This window comes from Streptomyces sp. NBC_00086 (assembly GCF_026343255.1).
Classification (GTDB): Bacteria; Actinomycetota; Actinomycetes; order Streptomycetales; family Streptomycetaceae; genus Streptomyces.
In genome coordinates this window covers 3,153,449-3,170,861 of record NZ_JAPELZ010000001.1, presented here as the reverse complement: position 1 = coordinate 3,170,861, position 17,413 = coordinate 3,153,449, and the positions used below count along the sequence as shown (strand labels likewise).

At 72.8% G+C, this 17,413-nt stretch carries 15 protein-coding genes; 6 read left to right on the top strand and 9 right to left on the bottom strand.

Translation table 11 applies throughout. The features are described 5' to 3' along the window. Nucleotides 1-47: 47 nt before the first annotated feature. A complete protein-coding gene (locus OG276_RS13930) occupies nucleotides 48-1,304 on the top strand; it encodes a hypothetical protein (protein WP_266905354.1) in 1,257 nt (418 codons plus the stop codon). A gap of 75 nt (nucleotides 1,305-1,379) precedes the next feature. Beyond that, nucleotides 1,380-1,853 (top strand): DoxX family protein, encoded by a 474-nt coding sequence (locus tag OG276_RS13925; RefSeq protein WP_266912800.1) that lies wholly within the window; start codon nucleotides 1,380-1,382, stop codon nucleotides 1,851-1,853. Here the strand turns inward: OG276_RS13925 and OG276_RS13920 are convergent. Beyond that, a complete protein-coding gene (locus OG276_RS13920) occupies nucleotides 1,799-2,023 on the bottom strand; it encodes a hypothetical protein (protein ID WP_266905352.1) in 225 nt (74 codons plus the stop codon). The two genes, OG276_RS13925 and OG276_RS13920, sit on opposite strands and share 55 nt — an antisense overlap. Further along, nucleotides 2,010-3,419, bottom strand: a complete 1,410-nt coding sequence (locus OG276_RS13915; protein ID WP_266905350.1) for a PspC domain-containing protein — start codon at nucleotides 3,417-3,419, stop codon at nucleotides 2,010-2,012. The genes OG276_RS13920 and OG276_RS13915 overlap by 14 nt, the downstream gene beginning before the upstream one ends. A gap of 131 nt (nucleotides 3,420-3,550) precedes the next feature. Here OG276_RS13915 and OG276_RS13910 point away from each other — a divergent pair, with 131 nt between their 5' ends. Both OG276_RS13910 and OG276_RS13905 read left to right on the top strand, forming a co-directional pair. Next, nucleotides 3,551-4,846 (top strand): ATP-binding protein, encoded by a 1,296-nt coding sequence (locus OG276_RS13910; RefSeq protein ID WP_266905348.1) that lies wholly within the window; start codon nucleotides 3,551-3,553, stop codon nucleotides 4,844-4,846. Continuing rightward, the gene (locus OG276_RS13905; RefSeq protein WP_243333471.1) at nucleotides 4,843-5,538 is read left to right on the top strand and encodes a response regulator transcription factor; all 696 of its coding nucleotides are present in this window, start codon (nucleotides 4,843-4,845) and stop codon (nucleotides 5,536-5,538) included. The genes OG276_RS13910 and OG276_RS13905 overlap by 4 nt, the downstream gene beginning before the upstream one ends. Nucleotides 5,539-5,560: 22 nt before the next feature. On the opposite strand, the gene OG276_RS13900 is transcribed toward OG276_RS13905, so the two are convergent. The 4 genes from OG276_RS13900 to OG276_RS13885 all read right to left on the bottom strand — a co-directional run bounded on the left by OG276_RS13900 (nucleotide 5,561) and on the right by OG276_RS13885 (nucleotide 9,450). Next, nucleotides 5,561-6,613 carry an NlpC/P60 family protein gene (locus tag OG276_RS13900; RefSeq protein ID WP_266905346.1) on the bottom strand — a complete coding sequence of 351 codons (1,053 nt, stop codon included), beginning with the start codon at nucleotides 6,611-6,613 and terminating at the stop codon, nucleotides 5,561-5,563. 138 nt (nucleotides 6,614-6,751) lie between these two features. Further along, nucleotides 6,752-7,411 (bottom strand): class F sortase, encoded by a 660-nt coding sequence (locus tag OG276_RS13895; RefSeq protein WP_266905344.1) that lies wholly within the window; start codon nucleotides 7,409-7,411, stop codon nucleotides 6,752-6,754. Nucleotides 7,412-7,524: 113 nt separating this feature from the next. Then, nucleotides 7,525-8,049, bottom strand: coding sequence for a hypothetical protein (locus tag OG276_RS13890; protein WP_266905342.1), 525 nt, complete (start codon nucleotides 8,047-8,049; stop codon nucleotides 7,525-7,527). Between the two features lie 336 nt (nucleotides 8,050-8,385). Further along, a complete protein-coding gene (locus OG276_RS13885) occupies nucleotides 8,386-9,450 on the bottom strand; it encodes an NlpC/P60 family protein (RefSeq protein WP_266905340.1) in 1,065 nt (354 codons plus the stop codon). A gap of 169 nt (nucleotides 9,451-9,619) precedes the next feature. Between OG276_RS13885 and pcrA the strand changes: the two genes are divergently transcribed. Then, nucleotides 9,620-12,142, top strand: coding sequence for a DNA helicase PcrA (gene pcrA / locus OG276_RS13880; RefSeq protein WP_266905338.1), 2,523 nt, complete (start codon nucleotides 9,620-9,622; stop codon nucleotides 12,140-12,142). Nucleotides 12,143-12,235: 93 nt separating this feature from the next. On the opposite strand, the gene OG276_RS13875 is transcribed toward pcrA, so the two are convergent. Next, nucleotides 12,236-13,912, bottom strand: coding sequence for a M23 family metallopeptidase (locus OG276_RS13875; protein WP_266905336.1), 1,677 nt, complete (start codon nucleotides 13,910-13,912; stop codon nucleotides 12,236-12,238). Between the two features lie 135 nt (nucleotides 13,913-14,047). Further along, the gene (locus OG276_RS13870; RefSeq protein ID WP_266905334.1) at nucleotides 14,048-14,809 is read right to left on the bottom strand and encodes a triacylglycerol lipase; all 762 of its coding nucleotides are present in this window, start codon (nucleotides 14,807-14,809) and stop codon (nucleotides 14,048-14,050) included. 173 nt (nucleotides 14,810-14,982) lie between these two features. On the opposite strand from OG276_RS13870, the gene OG276_RS13865 reads away from it, so the two are divergent. Next, nucleotides 14,983-15,390 carry a cobalamin B12-binding domain-containing protein gene (locus tag OG276_RS13865; protein ID WP_266905332.1) on the top strand — a complete coding sequence of 136 codons (408 nt, stop codon included), beginning with the start codon at nucleotides 14,983-14,985 and terminating at the stop codon, nucleotides 15,388-15,390. A gap of 472 nt (nucleotides 15,391-15,862) precedes the next feature. Here OG276_RS13865 and OG276_RS13860 read toward each other — a convergent pair whose 3' ends face one another. Beyond that, complete coding sequence (locus OG276_RS13860; protein WP_266912798.1) at nucleotides 15,863-17,374, bottom strand: DUF5691 domain-containing protein; 1,512 nt, start codon at nucleotides 17,372-17,374, stop codon at nucleotides 15,863-15,865. Between the last annotated feature and the right edge of the window lie 39 nt (nucleotides 17,375-17,413).

Genomic DNA, 17,413 nt, shown 5'->3' with positions numbered 1-17,413 from the left:
GCACAATTCGCTGGCACTGCACCGTAGTTCAGAGAGGCGGCACGTTCGTGGCTGTCCAAGAGATGTCCAGAAGCACCCATACCGCGGCCTGTGCCTGCGAGGACTGCACACGAGAGGGGCACCGCCGCGCGGTCGCAGCGTTCCTGGAGAAGCGCGACGAGTTCGCCTCGGGGCAGGGGGTGCCGGCCGCCGTGGCCCACTCCCTCGGAGCCTCCCGCCAGTGGGTCTCCGACGAGCTGACCCTGTCGGCCCGGACGGTCGCCGACCGGGGCCGGGAGGCGGGCAGCTCCTGGCTCTACCTGTTCTCCCGGCGGGCCGTCCTCGCCGTGTGGATCGCCGCCGGGGTGCTGCTCCTGGTCCAGGTCGGCACCGCGCTCGGCACCGGCTGGTCCACGACGCGCACCGCCGGGCTGCTGGCCGCGCTCGTGCTGGCCGCCCTGCTGACGGTGGCGGCCCGCGCGCAGACGATCCGGGGCGGTCTGCTGGCCCCGCTGGTCGGCGAGGACAACCGGCTGTCCACCTCGAAGACGGTGCCGAGCGCCTGGCTGGTGCTCACCGCCTTCGCGACGCTGCTGCCGGCGCTGCGGCTCGCGGCCTCCTCTCCGGGACCCGAGCGCCAGGCGCTGTACGCGGGGCTCGCGCTCGACCGGGCGCTGCCGCTGCTGGCGGTGCTCGGGCTGACCTCGGGGGTCGCGGTGCTGGTGCGCCGGGTGGTCTCCGTACGGATCATGGGGCAGCGGCTGCAGAAGCTGCCGGCGGACCGCCCGACCGGGGCGGACCTGCTGACGGACGACGCGGGCCGGGGCTCCTTCCCGGACGCCCAGTACGTCCTGGTCTCCACGGTGGTACTGGCCTTCGCGGCGGTCTCGCTGGCCCGGTTCCCGGACCGGCTGCCGGCGCTGCCGTGGGCACTGGCGCTGCTGGTGGCCCTGTCGGCGGCCGTGTACCTGGCGGCGAAGTACGCCGAGGGCAGCCGCCCGCTGGTCCTGTCGGTGGTGCGCAGACGCGAGCCCGGGGACTTGGACGCGGCGATCCGCCCCGGGGACGACATCGAGATCCGGGGAGTGGGCTTCGTCCCGCCGGGGGCGCAGACGCCGGAAATGCTGGCCCGGCTGGTGGTCCGGGTGGGTGCGGTCCATGTGCACGTACCGCTGGTCCCGGTGGCGGGCGGCTTCACCAACCCGTCCGACGCCGTGCTGACCGTGCCGGTCCCGGCGGAAGTGGAACCGGGGCGGATCGAGATCCAGGTCGTCACCGCCGCGGGGGTGGAATCAAACCGGTGCACCATCGACGTGGCGGAGTGAAGCGGGTACACATAGCGCGTGACCCGAACTGACGTCCCCTCCGGCGCCCCTGACGCTCCCACCGGTTCGAGCGGCTTGCGCGGTCTGCGCGAGCTCGCCGCCCGCCACGCGCTCCTGCCCCTGCGGATCTTCCTCGGCGTGACCTTCGTCTACGCCGGCCTGGACAAGCTGACCGACTCGGTCTTCCTCTCCGCCACCGGCAGCGGCTCCATCGGCGAACTGATGAGCGGGGTGCGCGACACCTCGGCGATCCCGGCCATGGTGGACCTGGCCCTGAAGGCGCCCGTCGGCTTCGCCGTGGCCCTGGCCATCGGGGAACTCCTGGTGGGCCTCGGGGTCCTGGCCGGACTGCTGACCCGGATCGCGGCCGTCGGCGGAGCCCTGATCTCGCTGAGCCTGTGGCTCACCGTGTCCTGGGCGGTGACCCCCTACTACTACGGCAACGACCTGATCTACCTGATGGCCTGGACCCCACTGGTCCTCGCCGGGGCGCCCTACCTCTCGCTGGACTCGCTGATCCGCTCGCGCCGGTCGCGGCGCACGGCATAGGTCACCAGCCCGGCGACGGCGGCGAAGGCGAGACCGCCCGCGGTCATCATCAGGACGAAGAACCAGGGCGGGTCGGCCTCTCCGGCCGCGCCGAGGAGATAGAGCACCCCGGCCGCCATCAGGACCAGTCCCGCGATCAGCCGTCCCGGCTGGAACTCATGACGCCGCACGGGCCACCTCCACCTGTCCCACACCCGCGATGAGGTGCAGATCGATCGTGCCGCCCGCCTCGGTGCCGGGGGAGGGCTGCAGGGTCACCCGCCGGAAGGCGTCGCGGCCCTGGATGCGTATGTGTTCGCTCGTTTCGCCGGGCATCTGGATGTCGCCCAGCTTGATGAGCGCCTCCGTCTCCGCGGTGACCTCCCTCGGGAGGATCACCCGCAGCCGGCCCGCGTCCATGGAGGCACGGACGACCACGGTCGCGCCCTTGGGCACGTCCAGGCGGCTGAGGTCCAAGGTGGCGAGCCCGGTGCCCGCCGCGTAGGACGGCGCCACGTCGGCCACCGCGGCCGGCCGCCAGACGACGTCCTTCCACTCGGTGCCGATCTCCTTGGGCAGTGCCACCGCCCCGGCCAGCAGCCCGGCGGTGATCACCGAGAGCAGGATGGTGCCGAAGCCGGTGCGGCCCTTGACCGAGCTCACCGCCAGCCCGAGGCCGAAGACGGCGAGGGCGGAGGCGGAGCCGACCTGCAGGGCGTGGCTCAGGGTGCTGCCTTCCCAGACCGCGGCCGTGGCGGCGCTCCCGGCCAGCGCGGCCAGTACGAACACCCGGCCGCCGATGCCGCCCCGCGGCTCCCTGCGGACCTGCCGCGCGTACTCCGGGGCCGCGGGCGCGGCCGGATCGCCGCCGGGGCCGGCGGGGACCGAGTCCTCGGGACCCCACAGGTAGCCCGTGGAGCCGACCGGTCCCGTGGTGCCGTCCTTGACCAGCGGATCCCGCCACCAGGACGGGCCGCCGGGCACGGGCGGCGCCTGGGTCTCGGGCGGCGCCGGACTGTGCGCGGTGCGGTGCCCGGTGCGGGTGGCCGCCGGGTACACGAACTCGGCGCCCGGCGCGGCCTTCTCCTCGGGCGCCGCGCCGGGACCGCTCCGCCGCCGCTGCGACCAGTACGCCGCTGCGCCGAGCGCCAGGACGGCCAGGACGGAGAAGACCGCCAGCCCGCCGTTGTCCAGCATCGACAGGAACAGGGCGCAGCCCACCAGCGCGGCGAAGACCGCTGCCAGCGTCGAGCCCTCGACCCGGCCGGTCAGCAGCTTCTTCGCCTCGCTGTCCTCCTCGCCCTCCTGGGGCAGGAGCAGCCACGCGAAGCCGTAGAAGATCAGACCGACGCCGCCGGTGACGGCGAGGACGCCGAGCACGATCCGGAATATCACCGGGTCGAGGCCGAAGTACCGGCCCAGGCCGCCGCACACGCCCGCGAGCACCTTGTCGCGCTTGCCGCGGCGCAGGGGAGGGCGCTCGGCGAGCGGCGAAGCGGAGCCGGCACTCGCGCCGGCCGCACTCGCGCCGGCCGCACTCCTGCCGGCTCCTGCGTCCGGCGGCGGGGAATCGTGTACTTCGGTCATGCGTACATGGTGACGGTCCGCCGCCGTCGTGGGCATCCGGATCTACCCTGGCGCAACCCTGATATCCCCCCGAGAGAACTGGGGGGCTGCCCTGATGCCACGGCCGCCGGGAGCGTGTGACCATCGGTGACATGCCCGTAGCAGCCGCCCCACGCCCGCCGTACGCACCGGACTCCGACGAAACGCCGCAGCGCAAGCTCTACCGCAGCGCCGACGGCCGGATGCTCGGCGGAGTCGCGCGCGGCCTCGCCGGGCACCTGGGCCTGCCCGTCGTCTGGGTCCGGCTCACCTTCCTCGGCCTGTTCATGTGGGGCGACGGCCTCGGCGTGCTGCTCTATGCCGCGTTCTGGGTCTTCGTACCGCTCGGCGTCGGCGGCCGCAGCGGCCACCGCTCCTACTTCGACATCCTCCCCGACGGCACCCGGCGGCTGCGCAAGCCCGAGCGGGGCCAGATCATCGCGCTGATCGCGCTGTGCGTCGGCGCGGGCATCTTCATCTCCCAGGTCCAGGTCGGCGGCAGCTCCGGACGGTACGTGTGGCCGACCCTGCTCGTCGGCGCCGGCGTGGTCCTGGTCTGGCGCCAGGCCGACAACGCCCGCCGCGCCCACTGGAACGCCGCCGCCGGCCGGTACGCCCGGCTGCTGCAGGCCGCCCGCGCCCTCGCGGGCGTGGCCCTGGTCGGCGTGGGCCTGACCGTCTTCATCGTGGTCCGCGGCTCCGCCGCCCAGCTGGGCAACGTACTGACCGCCACCCTCGCCGTCCTCGTCGGCGTAGCCCTCCTCGCCGGCCCCTGGCTGATCCGGATGACCCAGGACCTCTCCGAGGAGCGCCTGATGCGCATCCGCGCCCAGGAGCGCGCCGAGGTGGCCGCCCACGTCCACGACTCCGTGCTGCACACCCTCACCCTGATCCAGCGCAACGCCGAGGACGTCGGCGAGGTGCGCCGCCTCGCCCGCGCCCAGGAGCGGGAGCTGCGCAACTGGCTGTACAAGCCCGAGGGCACCGGCAAGGACGAGGGCCAGGAACCCACGACACTGGCCGACGCCGTGAAGAAGACCGCCGCCGAGGTCGAGGACCACCACGGGGTCCAGATCGAGGTGGTCGTCGTCGGCGACTGCCCCCTCGACGAGAAGCTGGCCGCACAGATGCAGGCCGCGCGCGAGGCGATGGTCAATGCCGCCAAGTACGGTGGCGACGGCGGCCCCGTCCAGGTGTACGCCGAGGTGGAGGGCCAGACGGTGTTCGTGTCCGTACGCGACCGCGGACCCGGCTTCGACATCGACGCGGTACCGGACGACCGGATGGGCGTACGAGAATCGATCATCGGCCGGATGCAGCGCAACGGCGGGACCGCCCGACTGCGGTCCGCGCCCGACGGCGGCACGGAAGTCGAGCTGGAGATGGAGAGGGCGGCGAAGGCAGCATGACCGAGGACAGCGCGAGCACCGGCGGCGTGACCAGGAGGGTCCGGGTGGTGCTCGTCGACGACCACCGGATGTTCCGCACCGGGGTACAGGCCGAGATCGGCGAGACCGAGCGGACCGGGGTCGAGGTCGTCGGCGAAGCCGCCGACGTGGACCAGGCCGTCACCGTCATCACCGCCACCCGACCCGAAGTGGTGCTCCTCGACGTGCACCTGCCCGGTGGCGGCGGCGTCGAGGTACTGCGCCGCTGCGCCCCGCTGATGGGCGCCGTCGAGGACCCCGTGCGGTTCCTGGCCCTGTCGGTGTCGGACGCCGCCGAGGACGTCATCGGGGTCATCCGGGGCGGTGCCCGCGGCTATGTCACCAAGACGATCACCGGCACCGACCTGGTGGACTCGGTCTTCCGCGTCCAGGACGGGGACGCGGTGTTCTCGCCGCGCCTCGCGGGCTTCGTGCTCGACGCCTTCGCCTCGACGGACGCCCCGCCGGTCGACGAGGACCTGGACCGCCTCACCCAGCGCGAGCGCGAGGTGCTGCGGCTGATCGCGCGCGGGTACGCGTACAAGGAGATCGCCAAGCAGCTGTTCATCTCGGTCAAGACGGTGGAATCCCACGTCTCGGCGGTGCTGCGCAAGCTCCAGCTCTCCAACCGCCACGAGCTGACCCGCTGGGCGACGGCCCGCCGGCTTATCTGAGCCCCGGCCGTCCCGGCCCCCCTCAGGCGGGCCGGGAGGCTCCGGCCCAGGGCATCGAATCGATCGGCGCGAGGCGGACCGTGGAGCCGGGGCGCGGGGCGTGGATCATCTGGCCGTTGCCGATGTACATGCCGACGTGCGTGACGCCGGAGTAGAAGAACACCAGGTCGCCGGGGGCCAGCGCATCGCGGGAGACCCGCTGTCCCGCGTTGATCTGCGTGTAGGTGGTGCGCGGCAGCGACACCCCGGCCGCCCGCCAGGCCGCCTGGGTCAGGCCGGAGCAGTCGTACGAGCCCGGTCCCGTCGCTCCCCACACGTACGGCTTGCCGATCGCCCCGTACGCGAACGCCACCGCGCGGGCCGCGCGGGAGCCGTCGGAGGGCGGCGGAGTCCGGGTGGCGGGGCCGCTCGGGGCGGGGCCGGCCGAGCGGGCCTCGTAGGCCGCCCGCTCCTCGGCCGTCAGCTTGGCCAGCAGCCGCTGCGCCGCGGTCAGCTTCTCCTCGATCTCGGCCTTGTGGGCGGCGAGTTCGCGCTGGCGGACCCGCAGGTCGGCGAGGCGCCCGGTGGCCCGGTCCCTGAGCTTGCCGACCTCGTCGAGCCCCCGCCGCACGGCGGAGATGTCGGCCGCGTTGCGGTTCCCGGCGCGGGTGATGAGGGCGGCCCGGTCCAGGTACTCCTGCGGATCGTCGGACATCGCCAGCCGTACGGCGGTGCCCAGCGTGCCGCTGCGGTACTGCGTCGCGGCCAGCGAACCGAGCGCGCTGCGGGCCGTGTTGAGCCGGTCGGTCTTGCGTGCGGTCTCGTCCCGCAGACCGTCGAGCGCGCGCTGCGCCTCGTCGGCCTTCTCCTTCGCCCCGTTGTACCGGTCCGACGCGGCCTCGGCCTCCTCGTAGAGCCGGTCCATCTCCGCCTTGACCTGCGAGGGCGTCGGCTGCGGATCGGCGTGGGACGTGCCTTCGAACGCGGTGGCGGTGGCAGCGCCCGCGAGGGCGAGGGTGGCGGCGGTGGTGCGTACGGAGCTCCGTGCCGTGCCGCCGGTGAGCGGGCGCTGCCTGGGCTTTCGATGACTGGCCACGAGGGCCTCACGTCCTTCCTCCATCGGTGCTTGGAGGAGGGACGCTAGACCCGAAGGTAACGGGAAGATGACGAGATGATCGAAAGTGGCCGGACGCGACCGGACCTGTCTGGTCGGGGGTCTGCCGATGACCTTCCGTTATCCGCGGATCTCCGTCAGGCGGGCGAAGACGACCACGTTGCCGTCGTAGCCCCCCTTCTTCGAGAAGCCCCCGCCGCAGGTGATCACACGGAGTTCAGGGGCGCCCTTGGGGCCGTAGACCCGCGCCGCCGGGAAGGCGTTCTTGCCGACGACCTCGTTGCCGTACACCGTGAACACGGCGGTACGGCCGTCCTGTCGGTCCACCTCGATGTGCTGCCCCCGCCCCAGCGAGCCGAGCGTGTAGAAGACGGCCGGACCCTGCTTGTTGTCCACATGGCCGTCGATCACCGTCGTGCCCTGCGTGCCCGGGGCGGGGGAGCCCTCGTACCAGCCGGCCAGGTTCCGGTCCTCCGGCGGCGGGGCGTCGACCCATCCCTCGGGGTCGAGTCCGACCCGGGTGACGGGGGCGTCGACCTGTACGGCCGGAATCCGGATCCGGGTCGGCGGGGAGGGCTTCAGCGGCCGCGGGGCCGGCGGGAGGCGGCGGGCGGCCTCGTCGTGGGCCGGGTCGCTGACCAGCGTGGCGGCCTGCGCGGGCTGCGGCGGACCGCCGTTCAGTTCGAGTCCGTTGGTGAGGAGAAACGCGCCGCTGAGGGCGACCACGGCAACGACGCCCCAGCCGCCGCGAGGCTTCGTACGCTCCTGGGGGCGGGGCATGATGCGCGCTCCTTCCGTGGTCTTGGGGTTCTCGTGGGGCCGCCGGTACTGGACCGGGCCCGTCCGGTCGCCAGGGGCGGGTCGGACGGGCCCGGCGGTCAGGGGGAGGGCGGTCAGGCGTTGTCGCCCGCCCGGCGGCGCATCAGGAACACGCCACCGCCGAGCGCACCGGCCAGCAGCGCGGAACCGGCCGCGATCTCGGTGCCGTTCAGCCCGGCGGCGCCGCCGCCGAGGCCGGCCTTGACGCCCTTGGAAGGAGTGGTCGTACCGGTGCCGGTACCGGTCGAGTGGCCCGCGACCGTGAGGGTGGTCGTGCCCTTCTCGCCCTTGCAGTCGAAGGTGACCTCGTACTGGGCACCCGGCTTGGCGTCCGGGTCCACCTTGGCGGTGGCGGGCTTGCCCTCGTTGAGCTCGACCGCGTCGAAGATGCCGGAGGAGACCTTCACCAGCGGTTCCTGGCACCCGGTGGCGTTCAGCGTGACGGTGCCGCCCGGGGCGACGGTGGAAGGGGAGACGGTGAATCCGAACGACGTGACGTTGGGCGTGGTCCCGCCGTCGTTGGCCGAGGCGATCGGCGCGGCGATCGCGAAGGCCGCGGTGGACAGCAGGGCTACGGACGCGACACGTATGGAGCGCATGGTGAATCCTCCGGGTCCCCGAGGCGCAGCCGCGAACAATTTGTCCGCAAAAGGCAGGAAATGCTCCTCGATGTGCTAGACGCTAGGCCCGGTTGGTGGAACCTGCGAATCGAACAGCACGAACGGACCAACGGAGAGAGTGAGTTGGCGGGCGCTCCGCCAACTCCTCTGATACGGACGGTGAGCGGCACGCCGGACGGCCCGCCGCATGGTGGCGCTGAGTGACGGACACGCCGAGGGGGCGGCGTGCCAATGAAGGCCGGCGGACGCCGGCGGACGCCGGCGGACGGATCCGTGGCCGCCGACGGGTCGGAGCCTGCGCGGCCGCAGGCGCGTTCACCCCGGCCGGACGCTCCCGTAGATCGGCTGGTAGTAGACCGAGTCCTCGCGGACGGACGTCCCCGGCCGCGGGGCGTGGATCATGCGGCCGCCGCCGATGTAGATCCCGACGTGGCTGATGTCCGAGTAGAAGAAGACCAGGTCCCCCGGGCGCAGATCCTTGGTCGCGATCCGCGGGGCCGCCTTCACCTGGTCCCAAGTGGTCCGCGGCAGCGTGATCCCCGCGGCCCGCCAGGCGGCCTGGGTCAGGCCGGAGCAGTCGTACGACCGCGGGCCGGTCGCGCCCCAGACGTACGGTTTCCCCAGCTGGGCCCGGGCGAAGGCGACCGCCCTGGCACCCGACGCCGACGCCGCGGCGTCCGAGGGCAGCGGTCCCGAGGCGGCCGGGGCCCGGGGGGCCAGGGCCCGGGCCCGCTCCGGCGCGGTGAGCCGCGCCAGCAGGGTGTTCGCCTCCGCGAGCCGGGCCTGCACCTCCTGCTTGCGCCCGCGCAGCTCCTCCTGCGCCCGCTCCAGTTCCCCGACCACCACGGCCGCCTCCCGGCGTTGGCCGGCCGTCTCCGCCCTGGCCCGGATGTACCGGTTGAGCAGCGCGTCCTCGCGGCCGCCGAGCCGGTTCAGCAGGTGCGTCTGCGTGAAGAAGGCCTGCGGATCGTCGCTGAGCAGCAGGGTCGCGGTCCCGCCGAGGCCGCCGGCGCCGCGGTACCGGTCGGCGGCGTAGCTGCCGAGCAGCCGCCGGGCCTCGTTCAGCTTCTGCGTGGTGCCGGCGATCTGGTCCATGAGCGCCGACAGCAGGGCCCGCTGCGCCTCGGTCCGCCCGGCCGCCGCGTCGTAGGCCTGGGTGGCCGTGCCCGCCTGCCGGTGCAGCTCGTCCACGCGGGTCCGTACCTCCTCCACCGAGGGGCGGGGCGCCGGAGCCGCCGCGGCCTGGTGGGGCAGGAGCAGGCCCAAGGAGGACAGGGCCGCGGTCGTGACGACCGCGGCGGGGGCGTGCGGATGTCTTCGGGTGCGCGGCTTGCGGTGGTGGGGGGAAGGGTGGGACGAGGGGAATCCGTACTCGTTCACGGCCGGCACCTCCTTCCGGTTGGCGGAGCACGCTAGCGGCGGAGGGGGCGCCCCGGAAGGGGGCGGGAGGGGTCCGCAGGGCATATGCCGCCGCATTCTTCGGGGGCGGGACCGCGATTTTCCGGGGGCGGGACCGGCTGTCGGTCCCGCCCTCTAAACTCGGAAGGCGATGAGCAGCCTCTTTGACGACAGCTTCCTGGCCGACCTCTCCCCCTCCGAAGAGGTCCCCCCGCCGCCCGAAGACCACGCCGCCCCGGAGACGGGCGCGGACGATCTCTTCGGGGGCCGGTTCGACGCGCCCATCAGCGGGGACGCGTACTACCGGGACGGAGCCCCCAGGCCCGTCATCGACCCGGCGGCGCTCCTGGAGGGGTTGAACACGGAGCAGCGCGCCGCCGTGGTGCACGCGGGCTCCCCGCTGCTCATCGTGGCCGGTGCCGGCTCCGGCAAGACGCGCGTGCTGACGCACCGCATCGGCCACCTGCTGGGCGCGCGCGGGGTCCACCCGGGCCAGATCCTGGCGATCACCTTCACCAACAAGGCCGCCGGTGAGATGAAGGAGCGCGTCGAGGGCCTGGTCGGCCCGCGCGCGAACGCCATGTGGGTCTCCACCTTCCACAGCGCGTGCGTGCGCATCCTGCGCCGCGAGTCCAAGCGGCTCGGTTTCACCTCGTCCTTCTCGATCTACGACGCGTCCGACTCGAAGCGCCTGATGGCGCTCGTCTGCCGCGATCTGGACCTGGACCCGAAGAAGTTCCCGCCGAAGGCCTTCAGCGCCAAGATCTCGAACCTGAAGAACGAGCTCATCGACGCGGACGCCTTCGCCGGGCAGGCCGCCGACGGGTTCGAGAAGACCCTCGCCCAGGCGTACGCGATGTACCAGGGGCGGCTCGGCGAGGCCAACGCGCTCGACTTCGACGACATCATCATGACCACGGTCCACCTGCTCCAGGCCTTCCCGGACGTCGCGGAGCACTACCGGCGCCGCTTCCGGCACGTGCTGGTCGACGAGTACCAGGACACCAACCACGCCCAGTACACGCTCGTGCGCGAGCTGGTCGGCACCGGCTACCCGGACCTGCCGCCCGCCGAGCTGTGCGTCGTGGGCGATGCCGACCAGTCGATCTACGCCTTCCGCGGCGCGACCATCCGCAACATCCTCCAGTTCGAAGAGGACTACGCGGACGCGACCACGATCCTGCTGGAGCAGAACTACCGCTCCACGCAGACGATCCTGTCCGCCGCCAACGCGGTCATCGAGCGCAACGAGAACCGTCGCGCGAAGAACCTGTGGACCGAGGCGGGCAACGGCGCCGTCATCACCGGCTACGTCGCGGACACCGAGCACGACGAGGCGCAGTTCATCGCCGACGAGATCGACCGGCTGACGGACGCGGGCGACGCGAAGGCCGGCGACGTCGCGATCTTCTACCGGACCAACGCGCAGTCCCGCGTGTTCGAGGAGATCTTCATCCGCGTCGGACTGCCCTACAAGGTCGTCGGCGGCGTCCGGTTCTACGAGCGCAAGGAGGTCCGCGACGTCCTCGCGTACCTGCGCGTCCTGTCGAATCCCGAGGACAACGTCCCGCTCCGCCGGATCCTGAACGTGCCCAAGCGCGGGATCGGCGAGCGCGCCGAGGCGATGATCGACGCGCTCTCCATGCGCGAGAAGATCACCTTCCCGCAGGCGCTGCGCCGGGTCGACGAAGCCTTCGGCATGGCCGCCCGCTCGACCAACGCCGTCAAGCGCTTCAACGTGCTGATGGAGGAGCTCCGTACGATCGTCGACTCGGGCGCCGGCCCTGCGGTGGTCCTGGAGGCGGTCCTGGAGCGTACGGGCTACCTCGCCGAACTCCAGGCCTCGACCGACCCGCAGGACGAGACGCGCATCGAGAACCTCCAGGAACTCGCCGCCGTGGCACTCGAATTCGAGCAGGCCAGGGAAGCGGCGGCCGCCGAGGCCGCGGAGAACGGCGCCCCGCCCGTGGGCCCCGGCACGCTCGCGGAGTTCCTGGAGCAGGTCGCGCTGGTCGCCGACTCCGACCAGATCCCGGACGAGGACACCGACGGCAACGGGGTCATCACCCTGATGACCCTGCACACCGCCAAGGGCCTCGAGTTCCCGGTGGTCTTCCTGACCGGCATGGAGGACGGGGTCTTCCCGCACATGCGCGCGCTGGGCCAGACCAAGGAGCTGGAGGAGGAGCGCCGCCTCGCCTACGTGGGCATCACGCGGGCGCGCGAGCGGCTGTACCTGACCCGGTCGAGCATGCGCAGCGCATGGGGCACCCCCTCCTACAACCCGCCGTCGCGGTTCCTGGAAGAGATCCCGGCCGAGTACCTGCAGTGGAAGCGGACGGGCGCGGCGCAGAAGCCGGCGGGCCCGATGCGGACCTCCGGGTACGGGGCTTCGGGCTCGGGCGGGTCGAAGGCCTCCTTCGGCACCTCGCCGGAGGCCTTCCTGTCCTCGTCGCGTACGAAGTCGGGCCCGTCGGGGTTCGCCACGCGGCGGGCCTCCGACAAGCCGGTCATCGCGCTGGTGGTCGGGGACCGGGTCACGCACGACCAGTTCGGGCTGGGCACGGTCATGGAGGTCAGGGGAGCGGGCGCGGACGCGCAGGCCACCATCGACTTCGGGGACGAGAAGCCGAAGCGGCTCCTGCTGCGGTACGCGCCGGTGCAGAAGCTCTGACGCGCGTAACGCGAAGCGGTCCTGCGGGACGCGGAACGGCCCGCCCCCTCGGGGGCGGGCCGTTCCGCGTCGGGCCCCGGCCGGGGCCCGGTCCTAGTTCGGGTTCAGGCCCTTGGCGCGCAGCCAGGCCTGGGGGTCGACCGGAGAACCGCCGCCCGGCCGCACTTCGAAGTGCAGGTGCGGGCCGGTGGAGTTGCCGGTGTCACCGGAGTACGCGATCACGTCGCCGGCCTTGACCTTGCCGGACCGGATCTTGGCGCTGCTGAGGTGGCAGTACCAGGTCTCGGTACCGTCGGGCGCGGTCAGTATCACCATGTTGCCGTAGGCGCTGTTGAACTGGCTGCGCACGGTTCCGTCGGTGGCGGCCATGACCGAAGTCCCGTAGCCCACCGGGAAGTCGATGCCTGTGTGCACGGACATCCAGTTGACGCCCGCCTGGCCGAAGCCGGCGCTGAGGCCGTGCCGTGCGACGGGGAGCGCGAACTTGGGGCGGGCCGCTTCCTTGGCCGCCGCCTCCTCCGCCTTCTGCTTCTTCTCCTCGTCCTGGCGCAGGCGCAGGTCGATGCGTTCCTGGGTGCGGCTCGCGCGGTCCGCGAAGTCGCCGGCGTCGGCGCTGAGGGCGGTGAGCTGCGTGTCGAGCTTGCTGTTCGCCGCGACCGGCTTGATGGAGGCCGGGTCGGGCGCGGCCATCGTGGTGGTCTCCTCGGACGGCTTCTCCGTACCGGTGAGACCGCCCACGGAGGCGGCGGCGACACCCGCGACGCCCATCACGCAGGCCGAGGGAACGGCCACGGTCAGCAGCGCGGAACGCTTGGCCGGAGTACGGCGGCGGTTGTTGCCGCTGCCGCCGGCCTTGGCTGTGCTCGCCTTGGCGACGGGCTTCGAGGCGGGCTTGGAGCCGGCGCGGCGCGAGGGGCGCGGCTCGGCGGGCGCGGCCGGGGTGACGGGCATGGCCTGGGTGGGCAGGTCGTGCACTGCGGCGAGCGCGCCGTCTGCCGCGTCCGCATCCAGGTCCGCGGCATCGGTGGGGATGAAATCGAAGACGGCGGTGTCGGTGTAGGTCACGTCGGCCGCGACGGCGACGGGGGCTTCGGCCTCGGGTGAGGAGGCGGCGTAGACCTCGTAGCCGTAGTCGTAGGCGTACTGCTGCTCGTGAACCTGGGCCTGCTCGTGCGCCGGCTCCGGGACTTGTTGCTGCTGCTGGTCGTAACCGCCGTACCCGTAGGTCTGCTCGGAGGCCGTGTTCCAGGCGGTGGCGTCGTAGGCGCCGGTCTCGGTCCCGTAGCCCGGGACCGACCAGTGGCCGGTCTGTTCGGCGGGGGTCTCGTAGCCGAAGGGGGCGGACTGGTAGTCCAGGGAGACGCCGGCCTGGGTGGGCACGGTCGAGAGGTAGCCGTCGTAGTGGGTGTATCCGTCGACGGACGGCTGCGCGTAGCCGTTCTGGGGGGCGGCCCAAGCCGTGGTGTCGTACGAACCGGTGTCGTAAGAACCGTAGGTGGCGCCGTAGTTGTAGCCCTGACCCTGCGATTCATAGGGCGCATAGGCCGAATCGCCAGCGAAAGTGGTGGTGGAAAGGCCGTCATACCCGAAATCGGGGTACTGGCCCGACAAGGGGCGGTCGTTCACCAACTTCTCTTTCGCCTCGGCAGCGGGGGGCCTGGGTGGCCGAGGAATGTGGGGTCCTCGGAGGAGAGCAGTGGCGTGACTGTACCCGGCGGTTACACGCAACGACAATCTTCGGAGGCTTTTGTGCTCGGCGGAACCGGGCATTCGGCTTCCTTTCGGTCGCCCGAAGACCGACCCTTGGCCTTGAGTTCGAAACGTGTTCGAGTGGGGGGTCGGATTTCGCTCCCATGGTCGAAGCGGGAGTCGAGGTCGGAGCCGAGGCCGGAGTGGGGTGGGTGGTCAGGCTACGGATGCGGCGCCGGGGTGCCGGAGGGCTATCGGCCTAGGGCCGTCGAGCGAGCGCCGGACCGCCGCGATGACGGTGGGGTGCGCGGGCAGGGCGAGATGCCCGATACCGGTGACCTGCACGTTTTCCACGAGCAGGTCCGGGTGCTCGATGCGGGCCGTCTCGGTCGGGTCCATCAGCTCGTCGAACTCGCTCCAGAACGCAACGCATCGGGTGCGGCAGCCGGGCGCGGGCGCGCGCAGTTCGGCGAGCACCTCGGAACCCGGGCGCATCTGCCGGACCAAGGGGTGCGCGTCCATGAAGGGCGCCACGCGGGTGCCGGAATGCGGGGTGCCGAGCGTGACGAGCGTGCGGACGCGGGCGTCGCCGCCGAGGCGCTGGACGTAGTACCGCCCGACCAGCCCGCCGAGGCTGTGCCCCACCAGGTCCACCCGGTCCTGCCCCGTGCGCTCGCACAGCTCCTCGACGCGCCGGGCGAGATGCCGGGCGGTGGAGCGCAGGTCGCGGGTGAAGGGGGAGTAGTTGTACGCCTCCACCTGCCGTCGGCCGCCGGCCCCGAGGGCGCGGCGCAGCAGGACGAAGACGGAACGGTTGTCGGTGAACCCGTGGAGCAGTAGCACCGGCGGGCGCTCGTGGGTGGCGGCGGCGGGTCGGTCCGGCAGTACCCCGGTGGGATACAGCAGGATGTGCCCGCCGAGCACGATGACTTCCAGTACGCCCGCCCGCAGCGCGGCCCCGGACATGGTCAGCCCCATGACGGCCCCCCTAGCGTCTTGGGACCGGGGCGTCCGACCGCCCCGTGCCGTGCGGCTGTCGGCGCGGAGCGGTGGTACGCCATCCCACGTGTGATTTCCCCCTCGTGGTTGACCGCGAAACGGGGGTGTGCGCGATGCTGTACTTAACGTTCGTTCACTCGGGAGGCAGTGCGATGGGTGTGACCGGTCCGATCCGTGTGGTGGTGGCCAAGCCGGGCCTCGACGGCCACGACCGAGGCGCCAAGGTGATCGCGCGGGCCCTGCGGGACGCGGGCATGGAGGTCATCTACACGGGCCTCCACCAGACCCCCGAACAGATCGTCGACACGGCGATCCAGGAGGACGCCGACGCGATCGGTCTGTCGATCCTGTCGGGCGCGCACAACACGCTGTTCGCGCGCGTGCTGGAGCTCCTCGCGGAGCGCGATGCGGAGGACATCAAGGTGTTCGGTGGCGGCATCATCCCGGAGGCGGACATTGCTCCGCTGAAGGAGAAGGGTGTGGCCGAGATCTTTACTCCGGGCGCGACTACCACGGCGATCGTGGACTGGGTCCGCGCGCACGTTCGCCAGCCGGTGTAGCGCTGCTGCCGTGCGGCGCCGTTGCCGGGGACCGGTCCCCGGGCCCCTGCGCCTCAAGCGCCGGCGGGGCTGGGGTTTGCCTGGGTCCGGCCCGGCTGCGGATGGGGGCCGGTGCCGGGGGCGGGGTGGGGTGTCGGCCTGGACTGCATGATTTAGGCGCCCCCTGCTCTACTCCGACAGGGTGCGGGCTCTACCTGCGCCACAAATCACGCTCTACGTCCAGGCCGACACCCCACCCCGCCCCCGTCCCCGACCCGGGCCGCCGAATTCAGCCTCGCCGGCGTTTGAGGCGCGGGGTCTGGGGCGGAGCCCCAGGGGGCCGGGCGCAGCCCGGGGCCCTTTTCTTTCAGCCCGTCCGGCGTTTGAGGACCGGGTCAGGGCCGGCCCTGGGAACGGTGGAAGGGCGGGTAGGGGACTTCGCCCCGCAGGGCACCCACCCGGGACGGGGCAGGCGCCCGGGATGGGGCGGCGGTTAGGTTGGTGGGGTTAGTTCCGTGTGGAGGGCCGAGCGCAGTCGCAGGGTGGCGACCAGGCGTTGGAAGGCTTCCGACCAGTACGCCGCCGCGCCCCCCTCCTCCACCGGCTCCGCCGCCAACGCATCGAGCCGCCCCGCCTCCGCAGGATCAAGGCACCGCTCCGCCAGTCCCATCACCCCGCTGAAGCTCCACGGGTAGCCGCCCGCCTCCCGCGCGGAGTCCAGTGCCTCGATCACAGCCCGCCCCAGCGCCCCCGCCCACGGCACCACGCACACCCCGAGCAGTTGGAACGCCTCCGATAGGCCGTGTGCTCGTATGAACTCGGCTACCCACGCCGCCCGTTCTTCTTCCCCGAGGGTCGACAGGAGCTTCGCCCGCTCCGCCAGCGACGCCGTCGCCGGGCCCGCCGCGGGTGGTGCGGACGCCGAGCCGAGCAGGGCATGGGACCACGCGGCGTCGCCCTGCCGCACCGCGGCCCGGCACCAGGCGGCGTGCAGTTCCTCCGCCCAGCCCTCGGCCACCGGCAGCGCCACGATTTCCGCCGGGCCGAGGCCCCCGAACCGGTCCCGCCAGCACGACAGCGGCGCGGACTCCACCAACTGCCCCAGCCACCAGGCCCGCTCCCCGCGCCCGGCCGGCGGCCGCTTGACCACGCCGTCGCGCAGCATCCCCGCATCGCAGTCGGTCGGTGGCGTCACCCCTTCCGGGCCGACGCAGGCCAGTGCCCGCTGCGCCATCCGCCCGGCCAGCGCCGAGGTCGGCAGTGCGGACAGCAGCTCGGCGGCGGTAGCCCGGACGTTGCGGCTGCGGTCGCCCAGTGCCGCCTCCAGGAACGGCTCGTCATCCGCCGACAGCCCCACCCGCAAGGAGTCGAGGAACATCAACCGGTCCTCGGCCCGCTCGGTGTTCCACGTGGTCTCCAGCAGCCGCGGCCCGGCGGCCGCCTCGTGGGCCCGTACGAGGCCGAGCAGCGCGACCCGCTCCGCGAACAGTCCTTCCTGCCACAGCCGTTCCACCCCCACCGCGTCGTGGGGGTCGGGCAGTTCGCCGGCGCCTCCGGATCCCCCGCGCAGTGCGAACCTCCAGTCCGGATTGAGCCGGGCGAGCCACAGGCCGCGCGTCCCGGCCAGGGCCAGCGCCTGCGGCCGGAGGTCGCTGCGGGCCCGCGCGACGTCCAGCAGTGCGGGCACGAGCGAGGCCGGCGCCCGGTACCCGTGCTGCCCGGCGGCGGCCAGCCACTGCGGCAGCAGCTCCGTCAGGTCCGGGGCGGCCCCCCGCCGCCCGCTGCCGCTGCCCGCACCGGCACGGCCCGCCAGGAGCTGCGCGAGCCGCCGCCGGGCCGGCTCCGGTGGTTCCGGACGCGGGTCGCGCGGAGCGGGCTCGGGCCGCGGACCCGCCTCGGCGGGTCTCAGCCCGGCCCGGCGCCGTACCGTCTGCACGGCCGCGGCCCCGAGCAGGGCCTCGGGACTGCCCCGGCGACGCTCGGTGCCCAGCAGTGCGGCTCCCACCAGCTCGTCCCAGGTCTCGTCCTCGTAGGCCGTGTCCGT